Origin of the sequence: Cupriavidus oxalaticus (assembly GCF_016894385.1) — a bacterium.
Lineage (GTDB): Bacteria > Pseudomonadota > Gammaproteobacteria > Burkholderiales > Burkholderiaceae > Cupriavidus > Cupriavidus oxalaticus.
In genome coordinates this window covers 1,873,914-1,898,613 of sequence record NZ_CP069812.1, presented here as the reverse complement: position 1 = coordinate 1,898,613, position 24,700 = coordinate 1,873,914, and the positions used below count along the sequence as shown (strand labels likewise).

General features: G+C 65.4%; 23 protein-coding genes. 10 read left to right on the top strand and 13 right to left on the bottom strand.

The annotated features are described in order from the left end of the window. The first annotated feature begins 8 nt into the window (after window positions 1-8). Window positions 9-329 carry an antibiotic biosynthesis monooxygenase family protein gene (locus tag JTE92_RS21135; protein WP_084254544.1) on the top strand — a complete coding sequence of 107 codons (321 nt, stop codon included), beginning with the start codon at window positions 9-11 and terminating at the stop codon, window positions 327-329. A 242-nt stretch (window positions 330-571) separates the two neighbouring features. On the opposite strand, the gene JTE92_RS21130 is transcribed toward JTE92_RS21135, so the two are convergent. Beyond that, the gene (locus JTE92_RS21130) at window positions 572-1,129 is read right to left on the bottom strand and encodes an RrF2 family transcriptional regulator (protein ID WP_063238796.1); all 558 of its coding nucleotides are present in this window, start codon (window positions 1,127-1,129) and stop codon (window positions 572-574) included. Window positions 1,130-1,386: 257 nt separating this feature from the next. On the opposite strand from JTE92_RS21130, the gene JTE92_RS21125 reads away from it, so the two are divergent. Together JTE92_RS21125 and JTE92_RS21120 are read left to right on the top strand one after the other, a co-directional pair. Beyond that, the gene (locus JTE92_RS21125; RefSeq protein WP_063238797.1) at window positions 1,387-1,800 is read left to right on the top strand and encodes an organic hydroperoxide resistance protein; all 414 of its coding nucleotides are present in this window, start codon (window positions 1,387-1,389) and stop codon (window positions 1,798-1,800) included. An 84-nt stretch (window positions 1,801-1,884) separates the two neighbouring features. Continuing rightward, window positions 1,885-2,343 (top strand): DUF6130 family protein, encoded by a 459-nt coding sequence (locus JTE92_RS21120; protein ID WP_063238798.1) that lies wholly within the window; start codon window positions 1,885-1,887, stop codon window positions 2,341-2,343. A 77-nt stretch (window positions 2,344-2,420) separates the two neighbouring features. On the opposite strand, the gene JTE92_RS21115 is transcribed toward JTE92_RS21120, so the two are convergent. Then, complete coding sequence (locus JTE92_RS21115; protein ID WP_063238799.1) at window positions 2,421-2,846, bottom strand: cupin domain-containing protein; 426 nt, start codon at window positions 2,844-2,846, stop codon at window positions 2,421-2,423. 238 nt (window positions 2,847-3,084) lie between these two features. Here JTE92_RS21115 and JTE92_RS21110 point away from each other — a divergent pair, with 238 nt between their 5' ends. Continuing rightward, window positions 3,085-4,296: an NAD(P)/FAD-dependent oxidoreductase gene (locus JTE92_RS21110; RefSeq protein WP_063238800.1), complete on the top strand. Its 1,212-nt coding sequence runs from the start codon at window positions 3,085-3,087 to the stop codon at window positions 4,294-4,296. Window positions 4,297-4,493: 197 nt separating this feature from the next. Then, entirely contained in the window at window positions 4,494-5,546 is a 1,053-nt protein-coding gene (locus JTE92_RS21105) for an alpha/beta fold hydrolase (RefSeq protein ID WP_063238801.1), read from the top strand. 301 nt (window positions 5,547-5,847) lie between these two features. Here JTE92_RS21105 and JTE92_RS21100 read toward each other — a convergent pair whose 3' ends face one another. Further along, window positions 5,848-6,402: a thioredoxin family protein gene (locus JTE92_RS21100; protein ID WP_084254545.1), complete on the bottom strand. Its 555-nt coding sequence runs from the start codon at window positions 6,400-6,402 to the stop codon at window positions 5,848-5,850. Window positions 6,403-6,533: 131 nt separating this feature from the next. Next, window positions 6,534-6,869 carry a hypothetical protein gene (locus JTE92_RS21095; RefSeq protein ID WP_063239043.1) on the bottom strand — a complete coding sequence of 112 codons (336 nt, stop codon included), beginning with the start codon at window positions 6,867-6,869 and terminating at the stop codon, window positions 6,534-6,536. Window positions 6,870-7,300: 431 nt separating this feature from the next. Here JTE92_RS21095 and JTE92_RS21090 point away from each other — a divergent pair, with 431 nt between their 5' ends. Then, complete coding sequence (locus JTE92_RS21090) at window positions 7,301-9,100, top strand: cytochrome c biogenesis protein DipZ (RefSeq protein ID WP_063238802.1); 1,800 nt, start codon at window positions 7,301-7,303, stop codon at window positions 9,098-9,100. Window positions 9,101-9,132: 32 nt separating this feature from the next. Here the strand turns inward: JTE92_RS21090 and JTE92_RS21085 are convergent, their stop codons facing one another. The 3 genes from JTE92_RS21085 to JTE92_RS21075 all read right to left on the bottom strand — a co-directional run bounded on the left by JTE92_RS21085 (window position 9,133) and on the right by JTE92_RS21075 (window position 12,821). Continuing rightward, window positions 9,133-10,503, bottom strand: a complete 1,371-nt coding sequence (locus JTE92_RS21085; protein ID WP_063238803.1) for an FAD-containing oxidoreductase — start codon at window positions 10,501-10,503, stop codon at window positions 9,133-9,135. A gap of 276 nt (window positions 10,504-10,779) precedes the next feature. Then, a complete protein-coding gene (locus JTE92_RS21080; RefSeq protein ID WP_063238804.1) occupies window positions 10,780-12,081 on the bottom strand; it encodes a sensor histidine kinase in 1,302 nt (433 codons plus the stop codon). Then, window positions 12,078-12,821, bottom strand: coding sequence for a response regulator (locus tag JTE92_RS21075; protein ID WP_063238805.1), 744 nt, complete (start codon window positions 12,819-12,821; stop codon window positions 12,078-12,080). The genes JTE92_RS21080 and JTE92_RS21075 overlap by 4 nt, the downstream gene beginning before the upstream one ends. A 331-nt stretch (window positions 12,822-13,152) precedes the next feature. Here JTE92_RS21075 and JTE92_RS21070 point away from each other — a divergent pair, with 331 nt between their 5' ends. After that, window positions 13,153-13,956, top strand: a complete 804-nt coding sequence (locus tag JTE92_RS21070; protein WP_063238806.1) for an SDR family NAD(P)-dependent oxidoreductase — start codon at window positions 13,153-13,155, stop codon at window positions 13,954-13,956. 67 nt (window positions 13,957-14,023) lie between these two features. Here the strand turns inward: JTE92_RS21070 and JTE92_RS21065 are convergent, their stop codons facing one another. From JTE92_RS21065 to JTE92_RS21045, 5 genes are all read right to left on the bottom strand, one after another. Continuing rightward, window positions 14,024-14,974, bottom strand: coding sequence for a GlxA family transcriptional regulator (locus JTE92_RS21065; RefSeq protein ID WP_063238807.1), 951 nt, complete (start codon window positions 14,972-14,974; stop codon window positions 14,024-14,026). A 180-nt stretch (window positions 14,975-15,154) separates the two neighbouring features. After that, complete coding sequence (locus tag JTE92_RS21060; protein ID WP_063238808.1) at window positions 15,155-17,365, bottom strand: xanthine dehydrogenase family protein molybdopterin-binding subunit; 2,211 nt, start codon at window positions 17,363-17,365, stop codon at window positions 15,155-15,157. 13 nt (window positions 17,366-17,378) lie between these two features. Continuing rightward, on the bottom strand, window positions 17,379-18,362 hold the full coding sequence (locus JTE92_RS21055) for an FAD binding domain-containing protein (protein ID WP_063238809.1): 984 nt from the start codon (window positions 18,360-18,362) through the stop codon (window positions 17,379-17,381). Next, a complete protein-coding gene (locus JTE92_RS21050; protein ID WP_063238810.1) occupies window positions 18,362-19,033 on the bottom strand; it encodes a (2Fe-2S)-binding protein in 672 nt (223 codons plus the stop codon). Before JTE92_RS21050 ends, JTE92_RS21055 begins: the two co-directional genes overlap by 1 nt. A gap of 393 nt (window positions 19,034-19,426) precedes the next feature. Continuing rightward, window positions 19,427-19,741, bottom strand: a complete 315-nt coding sequence (locus JTE92_RS21045; protein ID WP_174544859.1) for a hypothetical protein — start codon at window positions 19,739-19,741, stop codon at window positions 19,427-19,429. 386 nt (window positions 19,742-20,127) lie between these two features. Between JTE92_RS21045 and JTE92_RS21040 the strand changes: the two genes are divergently transcribed. Both JTE92_RS21040 and JTE92_RS21035 read left to right on the top strand, forming a co-directional pair. After that, the gene (locus JTE92_RS21040; protein ID WP_063238811.1) at window positions 20,128-21,876 is read left to right on the top strand and encodes an FAD-dependent oxidoreductase; all 1,749 of its coding nucleotides are present in this window, start codon (window positions 20,128-20,130) and stop codon (window positions 21,874-21,876) included. 160 nt (window positions 21,877-22,036) lie between these two features. Further along, window positions 22,037-22,363: a hypothetical protein gene (locus JTE92_RS21035; RefSeq protein ID WP_063238812.1), complete on the top strand. Its 327-nt coding sequence runs from the start codon at window positions 22,037-22,039 to the stop codon at window positions 22,361-22,363. Window positions 22,364-22,534: 171 nt separating this feature from the next. Here JTE92_RS21035 and JTE92_RS21030 read toward each other — a convergent pair whose 3' ends face one another. Next, entirely contained in the window at window positions 22,535-23,449 is a 915-nt protein-coding gene (locus tag JTE92_RS21030) for a LysR family transcriptional regulator (protein WP_063238813.1), read from the bottom strand. Window positions 23,450-23,615: 166 nt separating this feature from the next. Here JTE92_RS21030 and JTE92_RS21025 point away from each other — a divergent pair, with 166 nt between their 5' ends. Beyond that, entirely contained in the window at window positions 23,616-24,698 is a 1,083-nt protein-coding gene (locus tag JTE92_RS21025; RefSeq protein WP_063238814.1) for an alkene reductase, read from the top strand. The last annotated feature ends 2 nt before the right edge of the window (window positions 24,699-24,700 follow it).

The window sequence follows — 24,700 nt, the reverse complement described above, 5'->3', positions numbered from 1 at the left end:
GGAACATCATGATCTACGAAATTGCACTACTGCCCGTCCATGAGGAACATCTCGACACGTTTACCGATGCTCTCGCCGAGGTCGCGCCACTGCTCGCCCGAGCGAAGGGCTATGGCGGCCATCTGCTTGCACAGGGCATTGAAACGCCCGAAGTCTTCAACCTGATCGTACGATGGTCCTCGCTCGAGGATCATCGGCTGGGTTTCGAACCGAGCGATGATCATCGGATGTTCATGGCCGGATTGGAGGGATACCTGGCGGGAGAGCCGACGGTTTATCACGTTAGAGAGATGGCTCTCTCTGCGGATAGAACTCTGCCATTCGTCTAGCAGGAAAACGCAAGCGTGCCCTGCGCCGGCGGGGGCGATGCGGCGTTGCGCATCCGTCGCGACAAGGCGCTGCCCTCCCCCGGTCCTGAGGCATCGCCAGTCACACTCCCACAGAGAAAAGCACGCCCATGTCGACATTTGAATATAGCGGGCGGTGCGACCTTTCAAAACCCGCTGGACATCACATGTAGGGACTAAGCTGTCGTCACGATGATGTGCGCAGGGGATTTGCGTAGCGGACCTCAACTGCTCCTGCGCGGACCCGAGCGCGTGGCCGCAGGCTTTTCGCCGCGCCGATTTGCCGCACGATCCGACAGCCATTGGACAACCTGCATCCCGTAGCTGGCCGGTGTCTTGTCGTTAACGCGCTGGGAAAGGTCGGCCAAAGTGTGCCGCTTCAGTTCCGCCCGCATGGCTTTCTCCGCGGCCTGCATGACAGCGTGAATCGAGCAGACGCCACGCGTCGCCCAGCCCGGTGCGTGATCATCGAAGACGGCACAGCGCCCACGGATCTCGAGGCAGTCGAACAGCGCCTTCTCGCCGTCGATCGCGACCACGACATCGTGAACGGTAATCTGATTGGCGGGCCGAGCGAGTCGGAATCCGCCCTTGATGCCCTCCGTCGCAACCACGAGCCCGGCCTTGGCCAACTTGGTGAACAGCTTGGCCAGGAAGTCGTGCGGAACGCCTTGAAGCTCAGCCAGATCACGGACGCTGGCTTCCTCCACGGCCGCCCGCGAACGCGTCAGGTACAGCAGGCAGTGCAGGCTGTATTCGACGCCTGTGCTGATGTAGGACATGGCTTACTCAGACTTTATTTGTCGTAGTTGCAATGCTATACAACTTCCTTGGGGACCACAAGGCCAGCACACGCTGCTTCCAGGTCCGGAGACAGGCTTTGTATTCTCTTGTATCTCCACTCCAGCCCAGATACGCAGGCATACGCTCTCCCAACTGGAAGGTACACGCCAGATACATGGGTCGAATCTAATGTCCTCCGAAGCAGCGGGAGCCCTCCTCCTGCGCTTTCTTTGAATGCAAATTTTGGAGCATCGCAATGCCTCGACTGGAAAAGGTTATTTACACTGGAAAGACCCGTACCACAGGTGGACGGGACGGCGCAGCACGTAGCTCTGATGGTCACCTGGACATCAAACTGTCTCATCTGGGCACTGGCACCGGAACGAACCCTGAGCAGTTGCTCGCGGCCGGCTGGTCGGCGTGTTTTATCGGCGCCCTTGGCAAAGCTGCGCAGACGAAGGGAATTGCCCTACCCAAAGAGACTGCCATTGATGCGGAGATCGATCTGGGCATGAATGACGACGGCTATTTGCTGCAGGCTCGGCTTCACGTGAGCCTCCCGGGCATCGACCGTGAGCTGGCGGAGGCTCTGATTGCGACAGCGCACCAGACGTGCCCGTATTCGAAGGCCACACGCGGCAATATTGACGTCGTAACGCTGCTTGTGTAGTCGGGCTAGCCGGCGGCGCTTCATCTGACAGAACCAGCACGAAGCGCCGGCCTTGTACAGGATTGGCGCGCCCAAAGGAACATCATGCTAAATTCGTTCAGGCTGTTTGCAACAATCGTATCGTTCACGGTATGCGTTCCCGCATTGGCGCAGCAGCGACCGGAAGTCGGGCAGCCCCCCGCGATTCTTCCGCTCGAGTCGGAAGCAGCGCCGAGGCTCGTCGCCTACCCTCCGCTGGCCGACCCATTGGCACGCGGCGTGGTGATCATTCAATTCAAGACAGAGAACTTTCGTGTGATGCCGGTCTTCGGACAAGATGCCGTCAAGGTATCTCCGCGAATCGGTCATCTTCACGTGACCATCGACGATTGGCGCGGCACATGGGCACATACCAGTCTTGATCCAGTTATCGTGGTCGGCCTTGCTCCCGGGGATCACAAGATCCGCCTGGAGCTTGCCGACCCCAGCCACAAGATCCTCGCTACCGAGTCCGTGGCAGTCACGGTGCCGGACGTGAAGGCATCAGGCGCCCACCGCCACTGAGAGTCAAGGCAAGTCCAGCCAGGATAGTCAGGATCAGGGGTCTGGCGGCGCCGGGCATGGGAAGCTGATCGCGAGCCTCATTTCGCGCTCCTTTCCAACGTCGTCAGTTCCTTGTCATCGCTGTCCACCACAAACACGGCCAGCAGTTTGGCGGGCTTTGACTTGCTCGCGTTGCGGCTGACTGCATGGTGCGATCCGGGCTCCTCATGGAAGCTCTCGCCCGCCTTGTAGATGCGTTCCGGCCCATTGTCGACCTTGCTCGCAATGCTGCCTGTGACGACATAGGCATAGATGAATGCCGACTTGGCGTGGAAATGCGGTGCGGAGGCAGCCCCGGGCGGATAAAGCACTTCCACTGCGATCAGTGATTTGCCCGGGATGTTGGTGACGGGTCGGGCAAAGTTCTCCTTCACCGTCTCGCCGGTTCCATGCGCGGCTGCGGCGCCACAGAATGCCATCGTTGTGGCGGCCATGAGGGACAAAAGCAGGCGTTTGGGTTTCATGTCTATCTCCTTTAAACTACGACTACATAAGTCGTAGTAACGATAATGGATTGCGTGCCGGAGCGCAAGCCAGGCGCGCGGGTCCGCGGGTAGCAGTCGAAAAAAATCTTGCGCCGCATAACTACGACTACTATGATCGTAGTTATGCGGCGCGGATGAGCGCTCGCTGTTTAGATCGGGCGCGCTACGCCGCAGCGGCGTCGGCCTGTTATATGAGATTTGTTCAGGAGCATGAAAGATGTCCAAGCGGATTCTTGTCATCGGCGCCGGCTTTGCCGGCATGTGGAGCGCGCTGGCTTCGGCCCGTTTGCTTGACCAGGTTGGGCGCACCGATGTGGAGATCGCCCTTGTCGCACCGAAGCCGGAACTGCACGTCCGCCCTCGCCTCTACGAGCAGAATCCGAACGGGATGAAAGCGCCGCTGCAGGACATCTTCCAGGCTGTTGGCGTCAGGTTCATCCAGGGCAAGGTGGAGCACATCGATGTCGCAAACCAGGCGGTGAGCGTTGCGGGCGTTGGCGCGGATGCGCCGCGCCAGCGCATCAGCTATGACCGTCTGGTGCTTGCCGCAGGAAGCCGCCTGTTCCGGCCGCAGATTCCGGGGCTGGACCAGCATGCCTTCAATGTCGACCAGGTCGCTGACGCAGCGGAACTTGAAGCGCATATCCATGGCCTGGCCTCCCGCCCGGAGGGCCGCGGCCGCAATACGGTGGTAATCGCGGGTGCCGGCTTTACCGGTATCGAGACAGCTGCCGAAATGCCGGCTCGCCTGCGCGAGGTCCTCGGCGAGGACGCTGCCGTGAACGTGATCATGGTCGAGCGCAATGCCGAGATCGGCCCTGACCTGGGCGAGGGTCCGCGTCCGGTCATCACGCAGGCGCTGACCGAGCTTGGGGTGACATGGAAGCTCGGCTCGGGTGTCGCGGCTGTTGATGCAAAAGGCGTCACGCTCGAGAACGGGGAGCGCATCGAGGCAGACACCGTGATCTGGACGGCGGGTGCCCGGGCCAGCGAACTCACCGCACAGATTCCGGCAGAGCGGGACAACTTCGGCCGGCTTCATGTTGACCGCAACCTGAAGGTCAAGGGGGTCGACGCGGTGTTCGCCACCGGCGACTGCGCCTATGCCGCGACCGATGACGAAGGCAACTTCGCCACCATGTCTTGCCAGCACGCCATGAATCTCGGCCGCTCGGCGGGCCACAACGTGGCAGCAGACCTGGTGGGCGCGGCGCAAATCCCTTATAGCCAGCCGAAGTACGTGACCTGCCTGGACCTGGGGCCCTGGGGTGCTGTCTACACGGAAGGCTGGAACCGCCAGGTGAAGATGACGGGCGGCGTCGCCAAGGCGCTGAAGACGCGGATCAATACCGAGTGGATCTATCCCCCGAGCGCCAGTCGTGAAGAAGCGCTTGCCTTGGCTGACCCGCGGCACATCGTCGTGGCCTGAGGGCACAAGGCAGGAAGGAAAGGGGCGATCCGGGGGATCGCCCTCTTTGCATTTCATGGGGCGATCGCTTTGTATCAGCACATTTGGCAGACGCCGGCATATACATGGCGGTACAAAACTCATGACGTTCGACACATGCCGCTTGCCACGGCCTCCTACACTCAGCCTCAGGTTGATTCCGCATACAGGAGAAGAAGATGTCGAACACGATCGATTTGCCTCGTCGAGGCTTTCTGGGCGCAGCAACGATGGCGCTGGCCGCCGCGCAGCTGGGCCTGTCGCAGGCCGCCCGCGCGCAAACCGCGATGCCCAGGGCGGCACCCCTGCCGGCGACGGCACCAGGCACCCACAAGACCTTCGGCCCGATCAAGCATGTCCGCGCCGGGGTGCTGAACGTCGGCTACGCCGAGGCAGGCCCGGCCGACGGGCCCGTCGCGCTGCTGCTGCACGGCTGGCCCTACGATATCCACAGCTTCGTCGACGTGGCGCCGTTGCTGGCGGCCCGCGGCTACCGGGTGATCGTTCCCTACCTGCGTGGCTATGGTTCGACGACTTTCCTTTCCGCCGACACCATGCGCAACGGGCAGCCTTCGGCAATCGCCGTCGACATGATCGCCCTGATGGACGCGCTCAACATCCGCAACGCCGTGGTGGCCGGCTTTGACTGGGGCGCGCGCACCGCCGCCATCATGGCCGCCCTCTGGCCGGACCGCTGCAGGGGACTGGTTGCGGTCAGCGGCTACCTGATCGGCAACCAGGCGGCCGGCAAGCAGCCGCTGCCGCCCGAGGCCGAGCTCCAGTGGTGGTACCAGTTCTATTTCGCCACGGACCGCGGCCAGGCCGGCTACAAGCAGTACACCCGGCAGTTCGCCAGGCTGATCTGGAAGCTGGCGTCGCCGAAGTGGGATTTCGATGACGCCACGTTCGACCGCAGTGCCGCCGCCTTCGACAATCCGGATCACGTGGCCATTACCATTCACAACTATCGCTGGCGGCTGGGGCTGGCTGCCGGCGAGGCCCGGTTCGACGACTTCGAGAAGCGCCTCGCCACGGCGCCGGCCATCAGCGTGCCCACCATCACCATCGAAGCCGATGCCAACGGCGCGCCGCACCCCAAACCCGGCACCTATGCCAGCAAGTTCACCGGCCGCTACGAGCATCGGGACCTGGCCGGCGGGATTGGCCACAATCCGCCGCAGGAAGCGCCCACGGCCTTTGCGCAGGCGGTACTGGACGTCGACAAGCGCTGACGGGGCGAACCGCCATGCTGCGCAGAGTATTGATACTGGCTGCCATGACCCTGTCAGCACTCGCTTCGGAGCTTGGTGGTTCCGGCCACCGCTGCATATGGAGCGGCATGCCCCGGCGAGAGCGCGTGGAAAAACGGCAGACGGGTATCGGCACTGACTCGGTGACGCGCAGGCGCTCACCGATGTAATCATGACCAGCAAACGGACGGCCAAAGGCCGCGCTGCCAGCGCGGCCTATATCCACTGGCGCGGCTTTGCCGCGCGTCCGTGAAATCCCGTCCGTGAGATCTGTGCGAGGCGCTTACTGGCGTTGCGCCAGCAGCTTGCGGATGGTGTCCTCGGTTTCGGCGTAGCTGCCCTCGCCATAGTGCTTGTACACGATGCGCCCATTGGCATCGATCAGGTAGAGGGCGGGCCAGTACTGGTTGCTGAAGGCTGACCACGTGGCGTAGGCATTGTCCAGGGCAACCGGATAGCGGATATCGAAGCGCCTGATCGCCGCCTGCACGTTGGCGGTCGATCTCTCGAACGGGAATTCCGGCGTGTGGACGCCCACCACGACCAGGCCCTGGTCCTTGTACTTGTGGTGCCACTGCTTTACGTATGGCAGCGTGTTGATGCAGTTGCCGCAGGCATAGGTCCAGAAATCGACCAGCACGACTTTACCGCGCAGGCCCTCCATGGACAGCGGCGGCGAGTTCAGCCACTGATGGATCCCTGCGAACTCGGGCGCGCGACCCTGGTCGCCAACGGCCGGTGCGAGGCCTCGCTGGCCGAAGGCGGCAATTCCGGCTGCCGCGATCAGCAGCCCTATCAGCAGCCCTATCGGTACGAGGCGGTATAACGTCGTGCGCATGATACTGGTCCGTGCAGAATTGTGAGGGAAGCGGATGCCCCAGGGGCCCGTCCGCTCCGGCGTCTGCCGGAGCGCGGCGAATCGGCGCGCTCCGCGCCTGATGCGGCCCTGGCCACCCAGGTTGCATGGCGTCAGGCGTAGGCACCGTCCAGGTACGGGTCGATGCTGCGCGCCGGCTCGGCCGATACGCCGGTGCGATCCATGCCGGCCAGCGAATGTGCGCCGTCCGTGAACGGATCGACATAGCGGGCGCCGTCGCTGTACGGGCTGCGCGGCGACTGCACCGAGCGGGCGCCGTCGTTGAACGGACTGCGCGCATCGTGCACGGCACGGGCGCCGTCGGTGTACGGGTCGCGCGCACCGACGCCGGACGACGCGGCCTGTGCGCCAGCGGCGGCGGCCAGCAGGGCGATGGCGAAGACAAAACGCTTGGCAATATTGACAGTCTTTGCAGTGTTGGCAGTCATGATCAGCTTCCAGTAAATGGTCATCGGAGTTGCGGCTCACCGGGATTGCTTGTGTTGCAGTTCACCGCCGTGCCACGGATTGCATTGAAGGCGACCGATGTATCTGCCCCTTAGCGGATGGGCGGCACTTTTGTCGCCGGACGTGTCGGGAGGTCGCGTTGATACAAAGGCGTACAAAGTCGGTACGTCGCCGGACCGTCCCGCTCAGCCAGGGCGGGTGCGAATACGACGCTCTCGACACTCTCGATGTTGAGCAGACCGGCGGGACGCTTTCGCCCTGCCCGATGCGTGCCGCGGCAGGTTTTTGTATGGCAGTGTATCTGGCGGCACGGGCTCGACAATCCGGTACACAGGCGCCGATCCACGACACAATCCGGCTACGCGGACGGTGTCTGATACGGGGAAGCCAAGCCCTGTGGGAAACACTGATCATGAGCCTGCTGATACTCGCCTACCTCGGGGGGGTACTGACCATCCTGAGCCCCTGCATCCTGCCGGTCCTGCCCTTCGTGCTGAGCCGCGCCGGCCAGCCGTTCCTGCGCGGCAAGCTGCCGATGCTGGCCGGCATGGCGCTGACTTTTGCCGCCATCGCCACGCTGGCCTCGGCCGGCGGCGCCTGGGCTGTGCAGGCCAATGCCTACGGGCGCCTGGCCGCGCTGTCGCTGCTGGCACTGTTCGGGCTCTCCCTGCTCCTGCCAAAGGTGGCGGATACGCTGGCCCGGCCCCTGGTGGCGCTTGGCAACCGCCTGGCCGGCAACGCTGCCGCGGCCTCAGCTTCGACCCAGACAGCCTCACCTTCGCCCTGGGGATCGCTGCTGCTCGGCATCGCCACCGGGATGCTATGGGCACCCTGCGCGGGGCCGATCCTCGGCATAGTGCTGACCGCTGCGGCGCTGCAGGGCGCGAGCGTCTCGACCTCCCTGGCGCTGGCCGCCTATGCCGCGGGCGCGGCGACCTCGCTGGCGGCCGCGCTCGGCATCGGCGCCCACGTGTTGGCAGCCATGAAGCGGTCGATGGGTGCCGGTGAATGGGTGCGGCGGGGGCTGGGTGCCGGCGTGCTTGGCAGCGTGCTTGCCATCGGGCTGGGCGCCGACACCGGCCTGCTGGCCCGCCTGTCCGCGAGCGGGCCGGCGCGGATCGAACAGGCGCTGGTCGACGTGCTGCACAAGGCGCGCCCTGCGCCCCAGGCCGCGCACGCGGCGGCAGAGCCCGGCACCGGCATGCTGCTGGCCGCCAATGACATGCCGGTGGCCATGCCGAGCCGCCTGCCAGTGGAGGGCCGCATGCCGGCACTCGACGGCGCCGTGCAATGGATCAACTCGGCACCGCTCACGCGCGATCACTTGCGCGGCAAAGTCACGCTGGTCTACTTCTGGACATACTCCTGCATCAACTGCATCCGCACCCTGCCCTATTTGCGCGCGTGGGCGGACAAGTACAAGGACCAGGGCCTGACGGTGATCGGCGTGCACACGCCCGAGTTCGCTTTCGAAAAATCGCCGGACAACGTGCAGCGCGCGGTCGCGAACTTCCGCATCGGCTTCCCCGTCGCCGTCGACAGCGACTACCGCATCTGGCGCGCCTTCCGGAACAGCTACTGGCCCGCCGCGTATTTTGTCGATGCCCACGGCAATATCCGCCACCACCAGTTCGGCGAAGGCGACTACGCCAACTCGGAGCGTGTGATCCAGGCGCTGCTGGCGGAAGCCGGCCAGCCGTCCACGGCGCGCGATGTCGTCGCCCCGCTTGCGGAAGGCGCCCAGGCCGCACCGGACCTGTCCAATCTCCGCTCCGGCGAAACCTACCTGGGCTATCTGCAAGCGGCCAACTTCGCCTCGCCGGGCGGCATGCGGCAGGATGCCCCGCAGCGGTACGGCGTCGGCAAGCTCCGGCTCAACCAGTGGGGCCTGGCCGGCCAATGGACCGTGGGCGCCGAGCGGGCTACCGTCGACAAGGCCGATGGCAGCATCGCCTATCGCTTCCATGCACGCGACCTGCACCTGGTGCTGGGTCCGGCGCCCGACGGCCGGGCGGTGCGCTTCCTGGTGACGATCGACGGCAAGCCCCCTGGCGACAGCCACGGCGCCGACATCGATGCCGCCGGCAACGGTGCGGTCACGCAGACGCGGCTCTACCAACTGGTACGCCAGGCCGGCAAGGTGGGAGAGCATACCTTCGAGATCCGCTTCCTGGACACCGGTGCGCAGGCCTATGCCTTTACCTTCGGCTGAGGCCGGCCTCCCTTCCATTCACTCATTCCGGCTTATGCCAGCTCCTGCAGCATCGTCGGCACCAGCTCGGAGACTGTCGGGTGGATGTGCATGGCGCGGCTGATGGTGGTATAGGGTGCCCCGGCATACATCACGTCGAGCAGCGAGTGGATCACCTCGTCGCCGTTCAGGCCCAGGATTGCCGCCCCCAGGATCAAGCGGGTCTCGGCATCGACCACCACTTTCATGAAGCCCTGGCTTTCGCCCTTTTCCACGGCGCGCCCGACGCGGCTCATCGTGCGCCTGCCGACCAGCACCTTGCGCCCGCTCTGGCGGGCCTGCGTTTCCGTCATGCCGGCGCGCCCGAGCGGGGGATCGGTGAACAAGGCATAGGCGGTGATGCGGTCCGCAACCGTGCGGGGATCGTTGTCGAGCAAGTTGGCGGCGACGATCTCGTGGTCGTGATACGACGTATGCGTGAAGGCCCCGCGGCCGTTGCAGTCCCCCAGCGCCCAGATGCCGGGAACGCTGGTGCGCAGCTGTTCATCCACCTTGATATAGCCGCGCTCGTCGGTTTCGACACCGGCCTTGTCGAGCCCCAGGTCTTCCGTGTTGGGCACCCTCCCCACCGCCAGCAGCAGGTGCGAGCCGTGCACATCGCGCGAACCGGTCGCGCAATCGAGCCCGACGGCGATGCCCTCTCCGGCCCGGCGCGCGCTCAGGCAGTTGGCATCGAGGCGGATTTCCACCCCCTCGCGCTCCAGGATCTCCCGCACCGCCTCCGACACGTCTTCGTCTTCGCGCTGGATCAGGCGCGGGCCTTTTTCCACGACGGTGACCCTGGCGCCAAAGCGGCGGTACATCTGGGCAAACTCCAGGCCGATGTAGCTGCCGCCAATGACGACCAGGTGCTCCGGCAGGTAGTCCACGTCCATCATGCCCGAATTGGTCAGGTACGCCACCGTGTCGAGCCCGGGCATCGGCGGAACGAGGGCCCGGCCGCCGACGTTGATGAAGATGCGGTCGGCTTGCAGCAGTTCGCCATTGACGCGCACACCGTGCGCGCTTTCCAGGCGGGCGTGCCCCTGGTAGACCGTGCCGTTGGCCAGGCCGCGCATCCACTGTTCCACGCCGCTGGCGGAGTGCCCGGCGATGCCGTCCTTGCGCGCCTTCACCTGCCTCATGTCGACAGCGACCGGCCCGCCAATCGTCACGCCATAGTCGCCCGCCCGCCGCGCAAGGTGGGCCGCATAAGCGCTCGCGATCAGGGTCTTGGTAGGAATGCAGCCGGTGTTCACGCAGGTGCCGCCAAAATGCGCGCGCTCGATGACGGCCACGTTCATGCCCGCGCCGGACAGCCGCGCGGCAAGTGCGGGGCCGGCTTGTCCGGTACCGATGATGATTGCGTCGAATCCCTTGGCCATCGCGTTCCTCCTTGCCTTGTGCCGTGCCCGCTGCACTCACCATGCGCAGCGTTGCATGCGCACTGAGGATCGGCCAGCAATCGTCGCCGGCTTACGCGCAAGCATAGACAACTTCTGGAGAATTGCGTCACGGCGGTCGCCAACGCGATGTGGCGCGGTGCAGCGCTGCGGGGCTCGCCGGGGCAACCTGCCGTCAGCGGGGGCCGATGAAGTCACTGGGTTCCCGCCTATGCGGGAACTCTTGAAATCCGCGCGTCCTGAGCGAGGCTTGTCCCCTCAGCCAAGCCTGAGCTGCGCCTCCAGCCCACCGCCCTCCCGGTTGCGCAGCGTCAGCGAACCGCCGATCGCCAGCGCCAGCTGGTGCGCGATGGCCAGGCCCAGGCCCGTGCCGCCGGTCTCCCGGTTACGCGACGCTTCGAGCCGGACAAACGGCTGTATCACGGATTCAAGCTTCTCTGCCGGGATGCCGGGCCCGCGATCAAGCACGCCGATCACCACCGCGGCGCCGTCGCGGCGCACGCTCAGCTCCGCCGCCCCGCCGAATTTGATGGCGTTGTCGGTCAGGTTGGTCAGGATGCGGCGCAGGGCGTGCGGGCGCGTCAGGATGGCGCCGCCGATATTCTGCCGGATGGTGACGGCCTTGCCGGTGTCCTGGTAATCGTAGACCAGGCTCTCGACAAAAGAACCGATGTCGATCCGCGATGCCTTCTCGCCGTCACCATGCATGGCGCGCGCATAGGTCAGCCCCTCCTTGACCAGCGTCTCGATCTCGGCAAGGTCGTGCACCAGCTTGCGCTTGTCTTCGGAGTCATCCGCCATCTCGGCGCGCAGCTTCATGCGCGTGATCGGCGTCTGCAGGTCGTGCGAGATTGCCGCCAGGATCTGCACGCGCTCCTCGACAAAGCGTGCAATGCGCTCGCGCATGGCGTTGAACGCGCGCGCGGCACGCACCAGTTCAGTCGGCCCGGTCTCGGCCAGCGGCTCGCTCGCGGCGTTCGGGTCGAGGGCGTCGGCGGCATTGGCCAGCGCCACCACCGGGCGCAGCGACAGCCGTACCGCCAGCCAGCAGCACAGCACCAGCAGCAACAACTGCAGCACCAGCACATAGGGCAGCCATTGCGCGATCGCGGGCGGCTTCGGATGCACGTCGATGGTCAGCGGGCTGCCATCGCTGAGGGTGAGGTGCGCCTGCAGGCGTTTGCCCTGCCCCGGGATCGATTCGACCCTGACGGGGAAGCGGCCGCCGCTCGCTTCGGTAATGCGGTCGGCGATCTCCTGGGCCTGCGCGCTCATCTCCGGCACGCCCGGCAGGCCCGGCCCGAGCACATACTGGTAGTTGCCGCGGTTGACGTGCCGCAGCCACTGCGGCCGCTCCGCCGCCGGCACGCGGTCGAGGATCGCGATCGACGTTGATACGTCGGTTTCCAGCGTGCCGAGCATGACCTGGCGCGCGGTGATGTAGCGCTCCGCAAACAGCACGCCGAACGACAGGCCATGAGCCACCACCAGCCCGGCCAGCAGGATCAGGAACAGCCGCGCGCCCAGCGTGCGGGGCCACGGCAAGGCCCGGAGGTTCACTGCCGCGCCTCCCGGATCGCTACCGGCATCGAGAACACGTAGCCCTCGCTGCGCACGGTCTTGATGTAGCGGGGCTCGCGCGCATCGTCCTTGAGATGCTGGCGCAACCGGCTGACCAGCAGGTCGACCGACCGCTCGAACATTTCCGCCTCGCGGCCCTGCGTGAGGCTGAGCAGCTGGTCGCGGTTGAGCACGCGCTGCGGATGGTCGACAAACACGCGCAGCAAGCGGTATTCCGCGCCACTCAGCGCGACGATGATGCCATCGTGGTCGATCAGATGCCGCGCCGTGGTGTCCAGCTGCCAGTCGCCGAACGCCAGCAGCCGGCCCGCTTCCGTGATCTGCAGATTGGGCGGCAGCATGCGCGTCCGGCGCAGCACCGCCTTGATGCGGGCCAGCAGCTCGCGCGCGGCGAACGGCTTGGGGAGATAGTCGTCGGCACCCATTTCAAGGCCGAGGATGCGGTCGGTCTCGTCGCTGCGCGCGGTCAGCATCAGGACCGGGGTGGTCTTGTGCTTGCCGGCCCGCAGTTCACGGCACAGTACCAGGCCATCGTCGCCCGGCATCATCACGTCCAGCACGATCAGGTCGACGGCATTGGCCTCCAGGATCGAGCGCATTTGCCTGCCATCCTGCGCCACGGTCACGCGCAGTCCATTCTTGGCCAGGTAGGTCGATACCAGCTCCCGGATTTCCCGGTCGTCATCGACAACCAGGATATGGTCGACGTGTGCATCCATCTCTGTCCCCTCAGAAAAGTACGCTGAACCGCCAGTCTGCGTCGACGCCATTGTATGAGTGCCGGCGATTTTCCGTGTATCGCACTGTATCTGGTGCAGCAGACGCCACAGTCCGATACATACCCGCTTGCTCACGGGGCACCGCCATCGTCGGTGGATACCGCGCGCGGGTCATGTGGGACTCTTTCCTTCCCGTGAAAGCCCCCCTCGTTGGTGGTGGCAGAAAAGGTGGTATCTATGACATTGTCGCCATGGCCTTCCGTACCTAATCTTGAGCTCACGCAGCCGGCCAGCCGGCGAGACGTCCCTCCCGTGAACCAGGAACTTTGACATGACGACTGACATCCATGCCGGCACCGCCCTCATTACCGGCGCATCTTCCGGCATCGGCGCCATTTATGCGGACCGCCTCGCCCGCCGCGGCCACGACCTGATCCTGGTGGCACGCAACCGATCCCGGCTCGAGGCGCTGGCCCGCCGCATCGCCGACGACACTGGCCGCTCGGTCGAGATCGTGGCCGCTGACCTGGGCCAGCCTGCCGATGTCCGGCGTATCGAAGACCTGCTGCGCACCGATGCCAGCATCGCCACGCTGGTCAACAATGCCGGCATTGGCGCGGCGGCACCGTTGCTGGTGTCGGATGTCGACAAGATGCAGGCGATGATCGAGCTCAACGTCACGGCTCTGACTCGCCTGACCTATGCCGCTGCGCCGGCATTCGTGGCGCGCGGCGAAGGCACCATCATCAATATCGCGTCCGTCGTCGCGGTGGCGCCCGAGATCCTGAATGGAGTCTATGGCGGCTCCAAGGCGTTCGTGCTGGCCTTTACCCAGTCGCTGCAGCATGAGCTCGCCGGCAAGGGGGTACGCGTGCAGGCCGTGCTTCCCGGCGCGACGCGGACCGAGTTCTGGGACATTGCGGGCCAGCCGGTCGAGAACCTGCCGCAAGGCATCGTGATGAGCGGCGACGACCTGGTCGATGCCGCGTTGGCCGGGCTCGACCTGGGTGAAGTGATTACCGTGCCATCGTTGCCTGACGAAGCCGACTGGAAGGCGTTCGAGGCTGCACGTGCCGCGCTTGGCCCCAACCTGTCGCGCGACCAGCCCGCGGCCCGGTACGGCGTGGCGCGGTAGTTCCCTGGTAGCCTGAATGGTCCGCGCATGGCCGGCCTTTTTCGCCGGTACGTCGCGGAATACGAAGCTACGCGACCTGCAACGCATCGCCGCGCGCCATGCGGCGGATCGCCTGCGGCGGTTGTCCGAATGCCCGCAGGAATGCCCGCCGCATGCGCTCGCGGTCGCCGAAGCCGGTATCCCGCGCGACCACGTCGATGGCGTGGCGGCCGCTTTCCATCATCAGCCGGGCCGCTTCCACGCGCAGGTGCTCCACGGCCTTGGCCGGGGTCTGCCCGGTCTCATCCCGGAATGCGCGGGCAAACTGGCGCGGGCTCAGGTGCGCCGCTTCGGCAAGTTGATCCACGGAGAGCTCCCGCTGCAGGTTCTGCCGCGCAAAATCCAGCGCGGCGCGGATGCGGTCAGAGCGCGGCTCCAGGTCCAGCAGCGCCGAGAACTGGGACTGCCCGCCGGCCCGCCGGTGATACACGACGAGCTTCCTGGCGACATCGCGCGCAACGGCGCCACCGGCATCCTTCTCCACAAGCGCCAGCGCCAGGTCGATGCAGGCCGACATGCCGGCCGAGGTCCAGACCGGGCCGTCGATGATGAAGATGCGGTCCTCCTCCACCCCGACTTCCGGGAAGCGCCGACGCAGCTGCTCCGCGTAGTACCAGTGCGTGGTGGCGCGGCGGCCGTCCAGCAGCCCGGCCTCCGCCAGGTTGAAGGCGCCGGTGCAGGTGGCGCCAATGCGCCGCGAGGTCCGCGCCGCGCGCTGCAGGAATTTCACCAGTGCGGGCGGCGTGGGCAGGACGTCGTTATCTCCGACCACCAGCACCGTATCGAAGCGGCGCCTGCCGAACGGCTCGGTGCTGACCGAAAACCCCCCTGAACTCGGCACCGGCCCGCCATGTTCGGACAGCAGGTGAACCTTGTACATCGGCTGTGCGAGCGAGCGGTTGGCAAATTCCAGCACCGTCGAGACTGCCAGGTTCAACGCCTGGAAGCCGGGATACAGCGCCAGGGCTACGTGGTGCATAGCGAACTCCATGGAGCGGTCGGAGAGTGCCCGTCCGCGATGGCAGAAGAGGCTGGATCTGCCATTTTACGGGTCGCTTTGATCACTGTCGAAAGGCGCGCTCGCGGAAGAGTTTATCGACTCGCGCAACTGGGCTGATGCGCACACTGCCTTGGCGCTTCCGGCAACCCGGTGACACGCTTACGCCATCAGCTTCTCCTTCGTGATGGGGAGATCCCGGATCCGCTTGCCGGTGGCGTGGTACACCGCATTGGCGACAGCGCCGGCAAAGCCGGTGATGCCGATTTCCCCGATGCCGCGCGCGCCGAATTCATTGAATTCGAGGTCGGGATGGTTGAGCAGGATCACCTCGATCTCCGGCTGGTCTGCATGGACCGGAACGGCATACTCGGCATAGTTGTTGTTGCCCGGCATGCCGTCGCGTTCGTCATACTCGGTGGCTTCGAACAAGGCCATGCCGACGCCCATCACGATCGCACCTTCCACCTGGTTGCGCGCAGTGACCGGGTTGATGACCCGCCCCACGTCGATCGCGCTCACGACCCTGGCGACGCGCAACCGTGAAATGCCGGGATCCCAGCGCACCTCGACGAAGTGGGCGCCGAAGGACATGAAGGACAGCTTGTCGGTCGGTGTGCCGCCGGTGCGGGCGAAGCCCTCCGCGCTGGCAAAGCGCTGGGCATTGAGGATCGAGGCATGGTCGACGGCGCGCTTGCCGTCGGTCAGGCGGCCGTTCTGCATCTTCAGCGTTTCGGGCCTGGCACCTGCGAAGGCGGCGCCGTCCTGCGTCGCGAACGTGCGCAGCTGGCCGATCGCGTTGCGCGTGGCCTCGGCGACGGCCGGGAGCACGCTGGCCGTCGCCCACGAACCGCCCGCTACCGGAGCCGCCGGAAACGCCGAATCGCCCAGCCTGACATCGATCTTTTCAAATGGCAGCCCGGTCAGTTCGCTGACCGTTTGCGCGACGATGGTGTACATGCCCGTGCCGATGTCCTGGATTGCGCAGGTCACCGCGGCGGTGCCATCGCTGCGCAGGAGGACACGAGCCTCGGCTGGCGTGCGCCAGGCGTCCCAGTTGCACACCGCCATGCCGTAGCCGACGATCTCGGTGCCGGCCGTCATCGAACCCGGCCGCGGATCGCGCCGGCCCCAGCCGAACTTGCGGCTGCCCTGCTCGATGGCCTCGCGCAGGTGGTTGCTGGACCACGGCAGGTCAAGGCTTTCATCGCGCGCGGACAGGTTGGCAAGCCGGAACTGCAAGGGATCCATGCGGCAGGCCAGTGCCAGCTCGTCGATGGCGGATTCGAGCGCGAACAATCCCGGCGCGGCGCCGGGAGCGCGCATCGACGTCGGCGCGCCCCGGTGCACGTTGGTCGTGTGATGGCTCACCATGAGGTTCGGGCACGAATACACGCTCTGCGTCATCCCGCCGCAATTTTCTACGTACTGTTCGATGAACGAGGTGGTGTTGACCGATTCATGCCGGATCGACGTGAGCTTGCCGTCGGCCCCTGCCGACAGGCGCACGCGCTGGCGCGTTTCAGGCCGCTGTCCGGTGGTCGTGAACATGTATGCGCGCGGCACCACCAGCTTTACCGGCCGGCCGGTCATCCGCGCCGCCGCGCTGGCCGCGACGGAATGCGGCCACAGGAACAGCTTGGAGCCGAATCCCGAGCCGATAAAGGGCGCGTCGACGGTGACGCGCTCGGGCGTCAGGCCAAAGATCTGCGCGATGGTATTGCGATGGACGGTGGCGCCCTGGGTGGCTTCGTAGAGATGGAGCTCACCCCCCTCCCACCACGCCAGCGTGGCGTGCATTTCCATCGGGTTGTGGGTCTCGACCGGGGTACGGTAGACGGCGTCGACCTTGACGGCGGACCGGTCGAACGCCGGTGCCGGCGTGCCGCGCGCATGCCCTCTGCCGCCATCGCGCAGCCCATTCGCCTTGATACCGTGTTCGAGGTCCGTGACCGGTTTGGCGCGGGCGTACGACACCTTGACGCGGTATGCCGCCTCACGGGCGTGCTCGAACGTGTCGGCCACGACCAGTGCCACCATCTGGCCGCCGTAGTGGATGGTATTGTCCTCGAACGGAAGCCGGTGTTCGTCGGTAATCGACGCGGTCAGGATCGTCGCGCCGGAGATCGGGCTTTTTGGAATCCGGTAGAGCCGCGGGAAGTTGCCGTTGTGCAGGATATCGACCACGCCGGGCACGCGGCGCGCGTCGGCCATCTCGATGCCGGTGACGCGGCCGCTCGCCACGGTGCTGTACACGCCGTAGGCGTGCAGCATGCCGGGCAGCGTGCGATCCGCCGTATAGAGGGCGCTGCCGGATACCTTGAGCCGGCCGTCGATGCGGCGCGGCGACGCGCCGATAGCAGTGTTGTTCACGCTCGCACCCCCTTCAGGCCATGAGAAGCGACAAATTCCGCATGACGGCCTGCTGGCCGAGCATGAGCTTAAAGCCATTCTGTCCGTACGACTGCCCGCCGGCCATGGCCGTCGCGGCGGCCTCGCGGATCAAGGCCTCCGACGCCGGCTTGCCGCGCATCACGGCCTCGGCATTGGCCGCGCGCCAGGGCTTGGTCGTGACGCCGCCAAGCGCGATGCGGATATCGCGAACGACGTTCCCGTCGAGCGCGACCACCACGGCGCTCGAAGCCAGCGCGAACTGGTACGAGCCGCGGTCGCGCAGCTTCAGGTATGCCGAGCGGCTGCCGGGCATCGGCGCGTCGAGGGTGATATGGGTGATCATCTCGCCGGCCTCCAGCGCGTGCTCCTTCCACGGCGTGTCGCCGGGCAGCAGGTGGAAATCCGCGAACGGCACGTCGCGCCTGCCCTTCGGCCCCTGCAAGTGGATCGTCGCGCCAATGGCCACCATCGCGACACACATATCGGACGGATGCGCCGCGATGCAGTGCTGGCTGCCGCCAAGCACCGCGTGCACATTGCGGTTGAGGCCTTCGATGGCGGCGCAGCCCGAACCCGGGTTGCGCTTGTTGCACGCCGAGACCCCGTCACGGAAATAGCCGCACCGCACCCGCTGCATCACGTTGCCGCCGGTCGTGGCCTTGTTGCGCAGCTGCGTGCTGGCACCGGAGAGCAGTGCCTGCGACAGCGCGGGATAGTGCTTGCGGATATGGTCGTGCCGGGCCAGGTCGGTGTTGCTGACCATGGCGCCGATGCGCACCCGGCCGTCGCCAAGCGGCTCCACCTGGTCGAGCTTGAGCTTGTGGATGTCCACCACGCGGGCGGGCTGCATGATGTCGAGCTTCATCAGGTCCAGCAGCGTCGTGCCGCCGGCCAGGAAGACCGTGTCGCTGCCGCGCGCATGCAGCATGATCGCCTGCTCGATATCGGCGGCGCGCGCGTATTCGAAGTTGCGCATCAGACGTTCCTCCGCATCTTGCCGCGCGCGTCCTGGACTGCCGTGACGATGTTCTTATACGCGCCGCAGCGGCAGATGTTACCGCTCATGGCTTCCCGGACCGCAGCGTCGTCGGCCGGAATCCGCTTGTCCTGCAGGATGCCGACCGCGCTCATCATCTGCCCCGCCGTGCAGTAGCCGCACTGGTAGGCGTCGTGGTCCCAGAACGCCTGCTGCACCGGGTGCAGCCTGCCATCGCGCGCCAGCCCTTCGATGGTCGTGATCTCGTCGCCGTCGTGCATGACCGTCACCGACAGGCAGGCATTGACCGTGACCCCGTTCACGATCAGCGTGCACGCGCCGCACTGGCCGTGGTCGCATCCCTTCTTTGTCCCGGTCAGGTGAAGCTGGTCGCGCAGCGTGTCGAGCAGGATGGCGTTGGCGGCTACCGTCAGCCGGTGCGTGGTGCCGTTGACCTTCAGCGTGACGGGATATCCCTCGGCAGCGCCGGCTTGCGCGGGCACCTGCGGCACGGACTGGCCGAATGCGCCAGGTGCCCAGCCCACGCTTGTGATCCCCGCGCCGGAGGCGCAGACGGATTGCAGGAACCGGCGGCGCGTAAGCGTGACGGCGTCGTCACCAGGAGCAGCAGTGCCATGGCCTGCCGTGGGCGCAGTGGTGTGGTCTTCCATATTCTTTCTCCGTTTCGGAAGCGTGGGGAACGCTGTCGCAGAGGCACCGCCGGTGCGGCGCGCTCTAACTTTATTCACAACGCCGGCTTTTTCAAGAAGGTGCTGAAACGCGCGCGGCGCCTGGCAATGTCTGCATTTGTCTGATGGCTGGGGTGGTTTCCGGTTGCGGGCCGCAGTACGCGCCTGGCTGGCTCGCCATTGGATAGTTGTTGCCGCAGCACTCGCTGGCAAACGATTTTTTCGCCCGCTTCGCTTGCGATTTCCTCAAGCGTTCCGGAGCAAGATGCCCCGCTGCCGGGATGGTCAGCGGGGCCGGAGGATGGGAATTCAGGGAGGCCTCTTCCGCTCAACGCGATCGAGACCTGCCAGCCATGGAGCGGTGACAGTAGCGGCTCAGGCGCCTGCGGAGAACGTGTCGCGGGGGCCGATGCGGGCGCCGTCGGTGAAGACATCGTGGCCACCGATCCGGGCACCATCCACAAACGGGTTGCGGTTGCCAACGCGTGCGCCGTCGACATACGGATTGCGGGGCCCGTTGCGGGCGCCGTCGGTAAAGGCATCGACCGAGCGCGCCGGCGAAGACGATACGCCGGAGGTATCCATGCCGGCGACAAGCGAACCGGCATGGGCACTGCCGGAGGCCAGCGCCGCGCCAGCAGCCAAGGTGAAGGAAGCAACAGCAAGCACGCGAGAGAAATGGGCAAACATGATCAACTCCTGAGGGTATGGATAACGGATGCTTCAGGCGGCTTGCGCTGGTGGGTTGGAGCGCGTCGCCGTTGGAAACCACTCTAGGAGCCGGCCGGAGGTAGCACTAGGCTGAGCAATCTTGATTCACTCGCAACCGATAGTTGTGGATCCGGCGAGCGCGGCAAGCGGGTCATTGCCTGACCAGAAAAACGGCCGAAAGGCCAAAGGCTGGCATAGCGAGATCGACACGCACGAGGCGCAGGCTGCACCCTTGCGTCGTGGAGCGCATGGCTCGATGTGACCGAATGCGCTCAAGTGCGTCGCGTGAATCCAGCGCAACCCGAACTCATTCCGGTTTGCGCCTATATTTGACGTGGCCAAGGCTACACCGTGGAGGATCGGCGATGAACAACGACCCGGACGAAGCACGCGAGACGCCGTCGCCAGACTTCGAAGCGAGTGCAGACCTCGGCGAGGCGGCCATCGAGGAAGATGCGGCCATACGCGACCATCCTCGTTTCGAGCAGATGTTTCCGGTCCTCACCGATACCGAGGTGGAAAGGGTGCGCCGCTTTGGCAAGCTGCACCACTACCCGCAAGGCAACTTCCTCTATCGCGCGGGCAGCCTCTGCCCCGGAGTGTTCGTCATCCTGTCGGGCAAGGTGCGGATCGTCATCCGCGACCGCCTGAATCACCGCAAGATCATCCACACCTATACGCGGCACGGGGAGTTCACTTCGGATATCACGCAGCTTTCCAACAAGCCTGCGATTGTCGACGCGCAGGTTCTCGAAGACGTCAAGGCCGTGCTGTTGCGGCCCGATGAGCTGAGCGCGCTGGTGATCAAGGAAGCCGATATTGGCGAGAAGATCATGCGCGCCCTGATCCTGAGGCGCGTTCTGGCAGTCGAACGTGGACGCGGGGCCGTCGTTGTCGGCGCACCCGGCAATGCACGATTCCTTGAACTGCAGAATTTCCTGCGTCGTAACAACTATCCCAATATCGCGCTGGACGCGGAGCGGGACGCGGAAGCGATTGCCTTTCTCAGGCGCCTCGCGCCACTGGCCGACGATTTTCCGCTTGTCGTCTGTCCGAGCGGCGCCGTGCTGCGCAATCCCGATGTCGGCCAGCTCGCGTCCTGCCTCGGACTGATCCCCGAATTCGATCCGATGCATGTCTATGACGTGGCGATCATCGGCGCCGGCCCTGCCGGGCTTGCGGCGGCCGTCTATGCGGCATCGGATGGGTTGTCTGTCGCCGTGTTCGACTGCCGCGCACCGGGCGGCCAGGCCGGCACGAGCGCGCGCATCGAGAATTACCTGGGCTTCCCCACCGGCATCACGGGACAGGAACTCGCGGGCCGCGCGTTCGTGCAGGCCCAGAAGTTCGGCGCCCATATCGCGATTCCATGCGAGGTCAAGGCCCTGTACTGCGACAAATACCCGCGCGTCATCGAGCTATCCGATGGCAAGCGCATCCTTGCCCGGACCGCGGTCATTGCCACGGGCGCGGAGTATCGGCGCCCTGTCCTCGACGGACTTGAGCGCTTCGAGGGCTCCGGCGTCTATTACTGGGCGACGCCGATCGAAGCCAGGCTATGCCGCAAGGAGCCTGTGGTGCTGGTCGGCGGGGGCAATTCCGCGGGACAGGCCGCCGTATTCCTTTCATCGCATGCGGAGCATGTGCACCTGTTCATCCGCGGGCCAAGCCTTGAGCAGACGATGTCGCGCTACCTGGTCGAGCGGGTCCGGTCGCTGCCAAACCTGACACTGCATACCCGTATCGAGCTTCAGGGGCTCGAGGGAGACGTGCAGCTCAGGCGCGTGCACTACCGCGGGGCAGGCGGCACGGAGGGCAGCATGACCACGCATCATCTGTTCATATTTATCGGCGCCGAACCCAACACCGGCTGGCTGAAGTCTTGCGGGGTTGCGCTCGACAGCAAGGGTTTCGTATTGACCGGCACCGGCGCCGACGCGGTACAGGCATTGCCGCTGCAGACAAGCATCGAAGGCATCTTTGCGATCGGCGACGTGCGTTCTGCGTCCACCAAGCGCGTCGCCGCCGCCGTGGGAGAAGGTGCGGCCGTGGTGGCACAGATTCATAGCCTGCTGGCCGAAGAGCGGAGCATGGGACACCTCGGGCCAGCCTGACCCGCGATTAGCCGCGCAAGTATCTGAATGCCTTCACAATACGACCTACTATGGGGAGGCAACCCAGCGCGGGCGCGCCTGGCAATGCCAGTTCATGGCGGTTCGCCAGTGTCCGTCGGGTTCTACGCTTGAGCGAAGTTGATACTCTCAGGAGAAAGAAATGAGAGCAATAGTTATCGCGGCAATTGCGGCCTTCGGAGCATCGCTAGCCCTGCCCGGCTATGCGCAAAAGGCGGTGGATCCCTATACGCAAGGAGCCAAGGGAAAGCCGGATCCGTATACGGACGGTGCGAAATCCGGGAAATTCGACCCCTATACGGATGGGGCCAAGTCCTCGACCCGCACTGACCTGGCGCCGGCCAAGAAGCCTGACCCGTACACCGATGGCGCAAGGGTTGGCAAGGCGGATCCCTATACCGACGGCGCGAAGGCGGGCAAGGCGGATCCATTCACCGATGGCGCCAATACCGGCAGTAGCAAGCAGTAGCGGAACGCTTTCGCTCCAGCATCGCCGCCGCGTTGACGGCCTACGGTTAGGCCAGTACGCCGCTGCTCGCCTGCGGCGTGCTGAAGACAGCCTGTGATCTCGCGATGCTGCGCGCATTGCGTCGGGTCGAGCCACGCCACTGAGCCGCCGGAGCCAACTCCTGGCCGCCCTTCAGGCCGTCTTGCCGGGCAATGTTTCGCGAGCCACCTCGATGACGAGGTCGCGCAACCACTGGTGCGCAGGATCGTGACGGTAGCGCACATGCCACGCCATCTCCACCGGGAATGTGCCCAGGTCGACCGGCGCGGCCAGTATCTTCAGCCGTGCATCGCGCGCCAGGTGGCGACAGATCAGGCCCGGCAATGTCGCGCAGTAGTCTGTCGCGGCGACGATTTCCGGAACGGCCAGGAAGTGCGTCACCGAAATCGCGACCTCGCGTCGCAGGCCATGGCGCTGGAGCGCCTGGAACAGGCCAGCACGCAAGCGGCCGGGAGGCAGCACATTGACGTGCTTGAGTTGCTCATACTGCTTCGTGGAGATTCGCTTGTTGACTTGCGGATGGCCGGCGCGCAATACGCAGGCCAGGCCGTCTTCCATCACGGGCTGCACAACAAGGTTGCCGGGCGGGTCGATGATGCGGCCCAGCACCATCGCCGTCGCCCCGGAGGTCACGCCCGTTTCCGCCAGGTCCGCCCCGAACGGCACCAGTCGCAGCCGGATGCCCGGAGCGCGCTCGCGCAGTCGCGCGACGATACCTGGCACCAGCACGAACTCGACGTAACTGTTCGGCGCCAGTGTGAACAGGCGATCCGCCTTCGTCGGATCGAAGCCTTGCTGGCCAAGCACCAGTTCGTCCAGGCTGGCGACGGCGGCGGCGATGCCGGGGGCCAGGGCTTCAGCCCTCCCGGTCGGCTGCATGCCGTACCGTTCACGGATGAACAACGGGTCCTGCAGCATCTCGCGCAGTCGGGCCAGCGCATTAGACAGCGCCGGCTGCGTCATCCCCAGCCGCTCGGCGGCACGGGTGACGCTGCGCTCTTCCATGAGCGCGAGGAAAACGGGCAACAGATTCAGGTCGTAGCGCATGTAGTCATATTGCTGACGATATAACTTGAATTCAACAAATAAATTGGATGAATGCAACTCCGGCGCACATACTGCACTGCAACGAAGCGCCGCCGCCCTGGCCTTTCCGGCAGGCGGCGAGCCCTTCGCCTCACACTGCAACCGTCCTCAGTCATCTGGAGCTGCCATGTCTTCCGAAGCCCTTTTCTCCCCTGCCCGCCTGGGTGCTATCGACGTACGCAACCGAATTGCCATGGCGCCGCTCACGCGGTCGCGCGCAGGCATGGACGGTATCCAGACGCCGCTGGCCATCGACTACTACGGGCAGCGTGCTTCCGCGGGGCTGATCATCACCGAAGCGACCAACATCTCTCGTCAGGCCCGTGGCTACGCTTATACGCCCGGCATCTATACCGATGCGCACGTGGAGGCCTGGGCGCCCGTGACAGAGGCAGTCCATGCAGCCGGCGGCCGTATCGTGATCCAGTTGTGGCACGTAGGCCGCATGTCGCACGCCAGCCTGCAGGAGGGTGGCGCTGCGCCCGTAGCGCCTTCCGCGCTCCAGGCTGGCGGCACCGTCTTCACCGAAGCCGGACACCTGCCGCCCTCGATGCCGCGTGAACTCGCCACCGAGGAGATCGCCGCTATCCTGGAAGACTACCGACAGGCCGCACGTCGCGCGAAGGATGCGGGGTTCGATGGCGTAGAAGTGCACGCGGCCAACGGTTATCTGCTGGAGCAATTCCTGCGCGACAGCACAAACCGTCGCGACGACCGCTACGGCGGCTCCATCGAGAACCGCGCCCGCTTTCCGCTGGAAGTTGTTGAAGCCGTTGCGGACATCTGGGGCGCCGATCGCGTGGGACTTCGCCTTTCGCCGCTCTCCACCGCGGTCGGCGACACCCCGCTGGACAGCACGCCAATGGCGACGCATGGCTACCTGGCTCGCCGGCTGGGAGAGATGGGGTTGGCCTACCTGCACGTCGTCGAAGGACAGCTGCACGGTGGTAACGGGGCCGGCATGCTTGACGTGCAAGCGCTGCGCACGGCCTTCGGCGGTGCCTACATTGCCAACAATGGCTATGATCGGCAGCGCGCGCTGGACGCCACCGCTTCGGGTCACGCGGATATGATCGCCTTCGGCAAGCCCTTCATCGGCAATCCCGACCTCGTCGAGCGGTTGCGGCTGGAAGCTCCGCTGCATGACGCTCCGGCCGCCACTTACTTCGGTGGCGGCGCGGAGGGCTACACCGAGTTCGCACGCATGTAAGC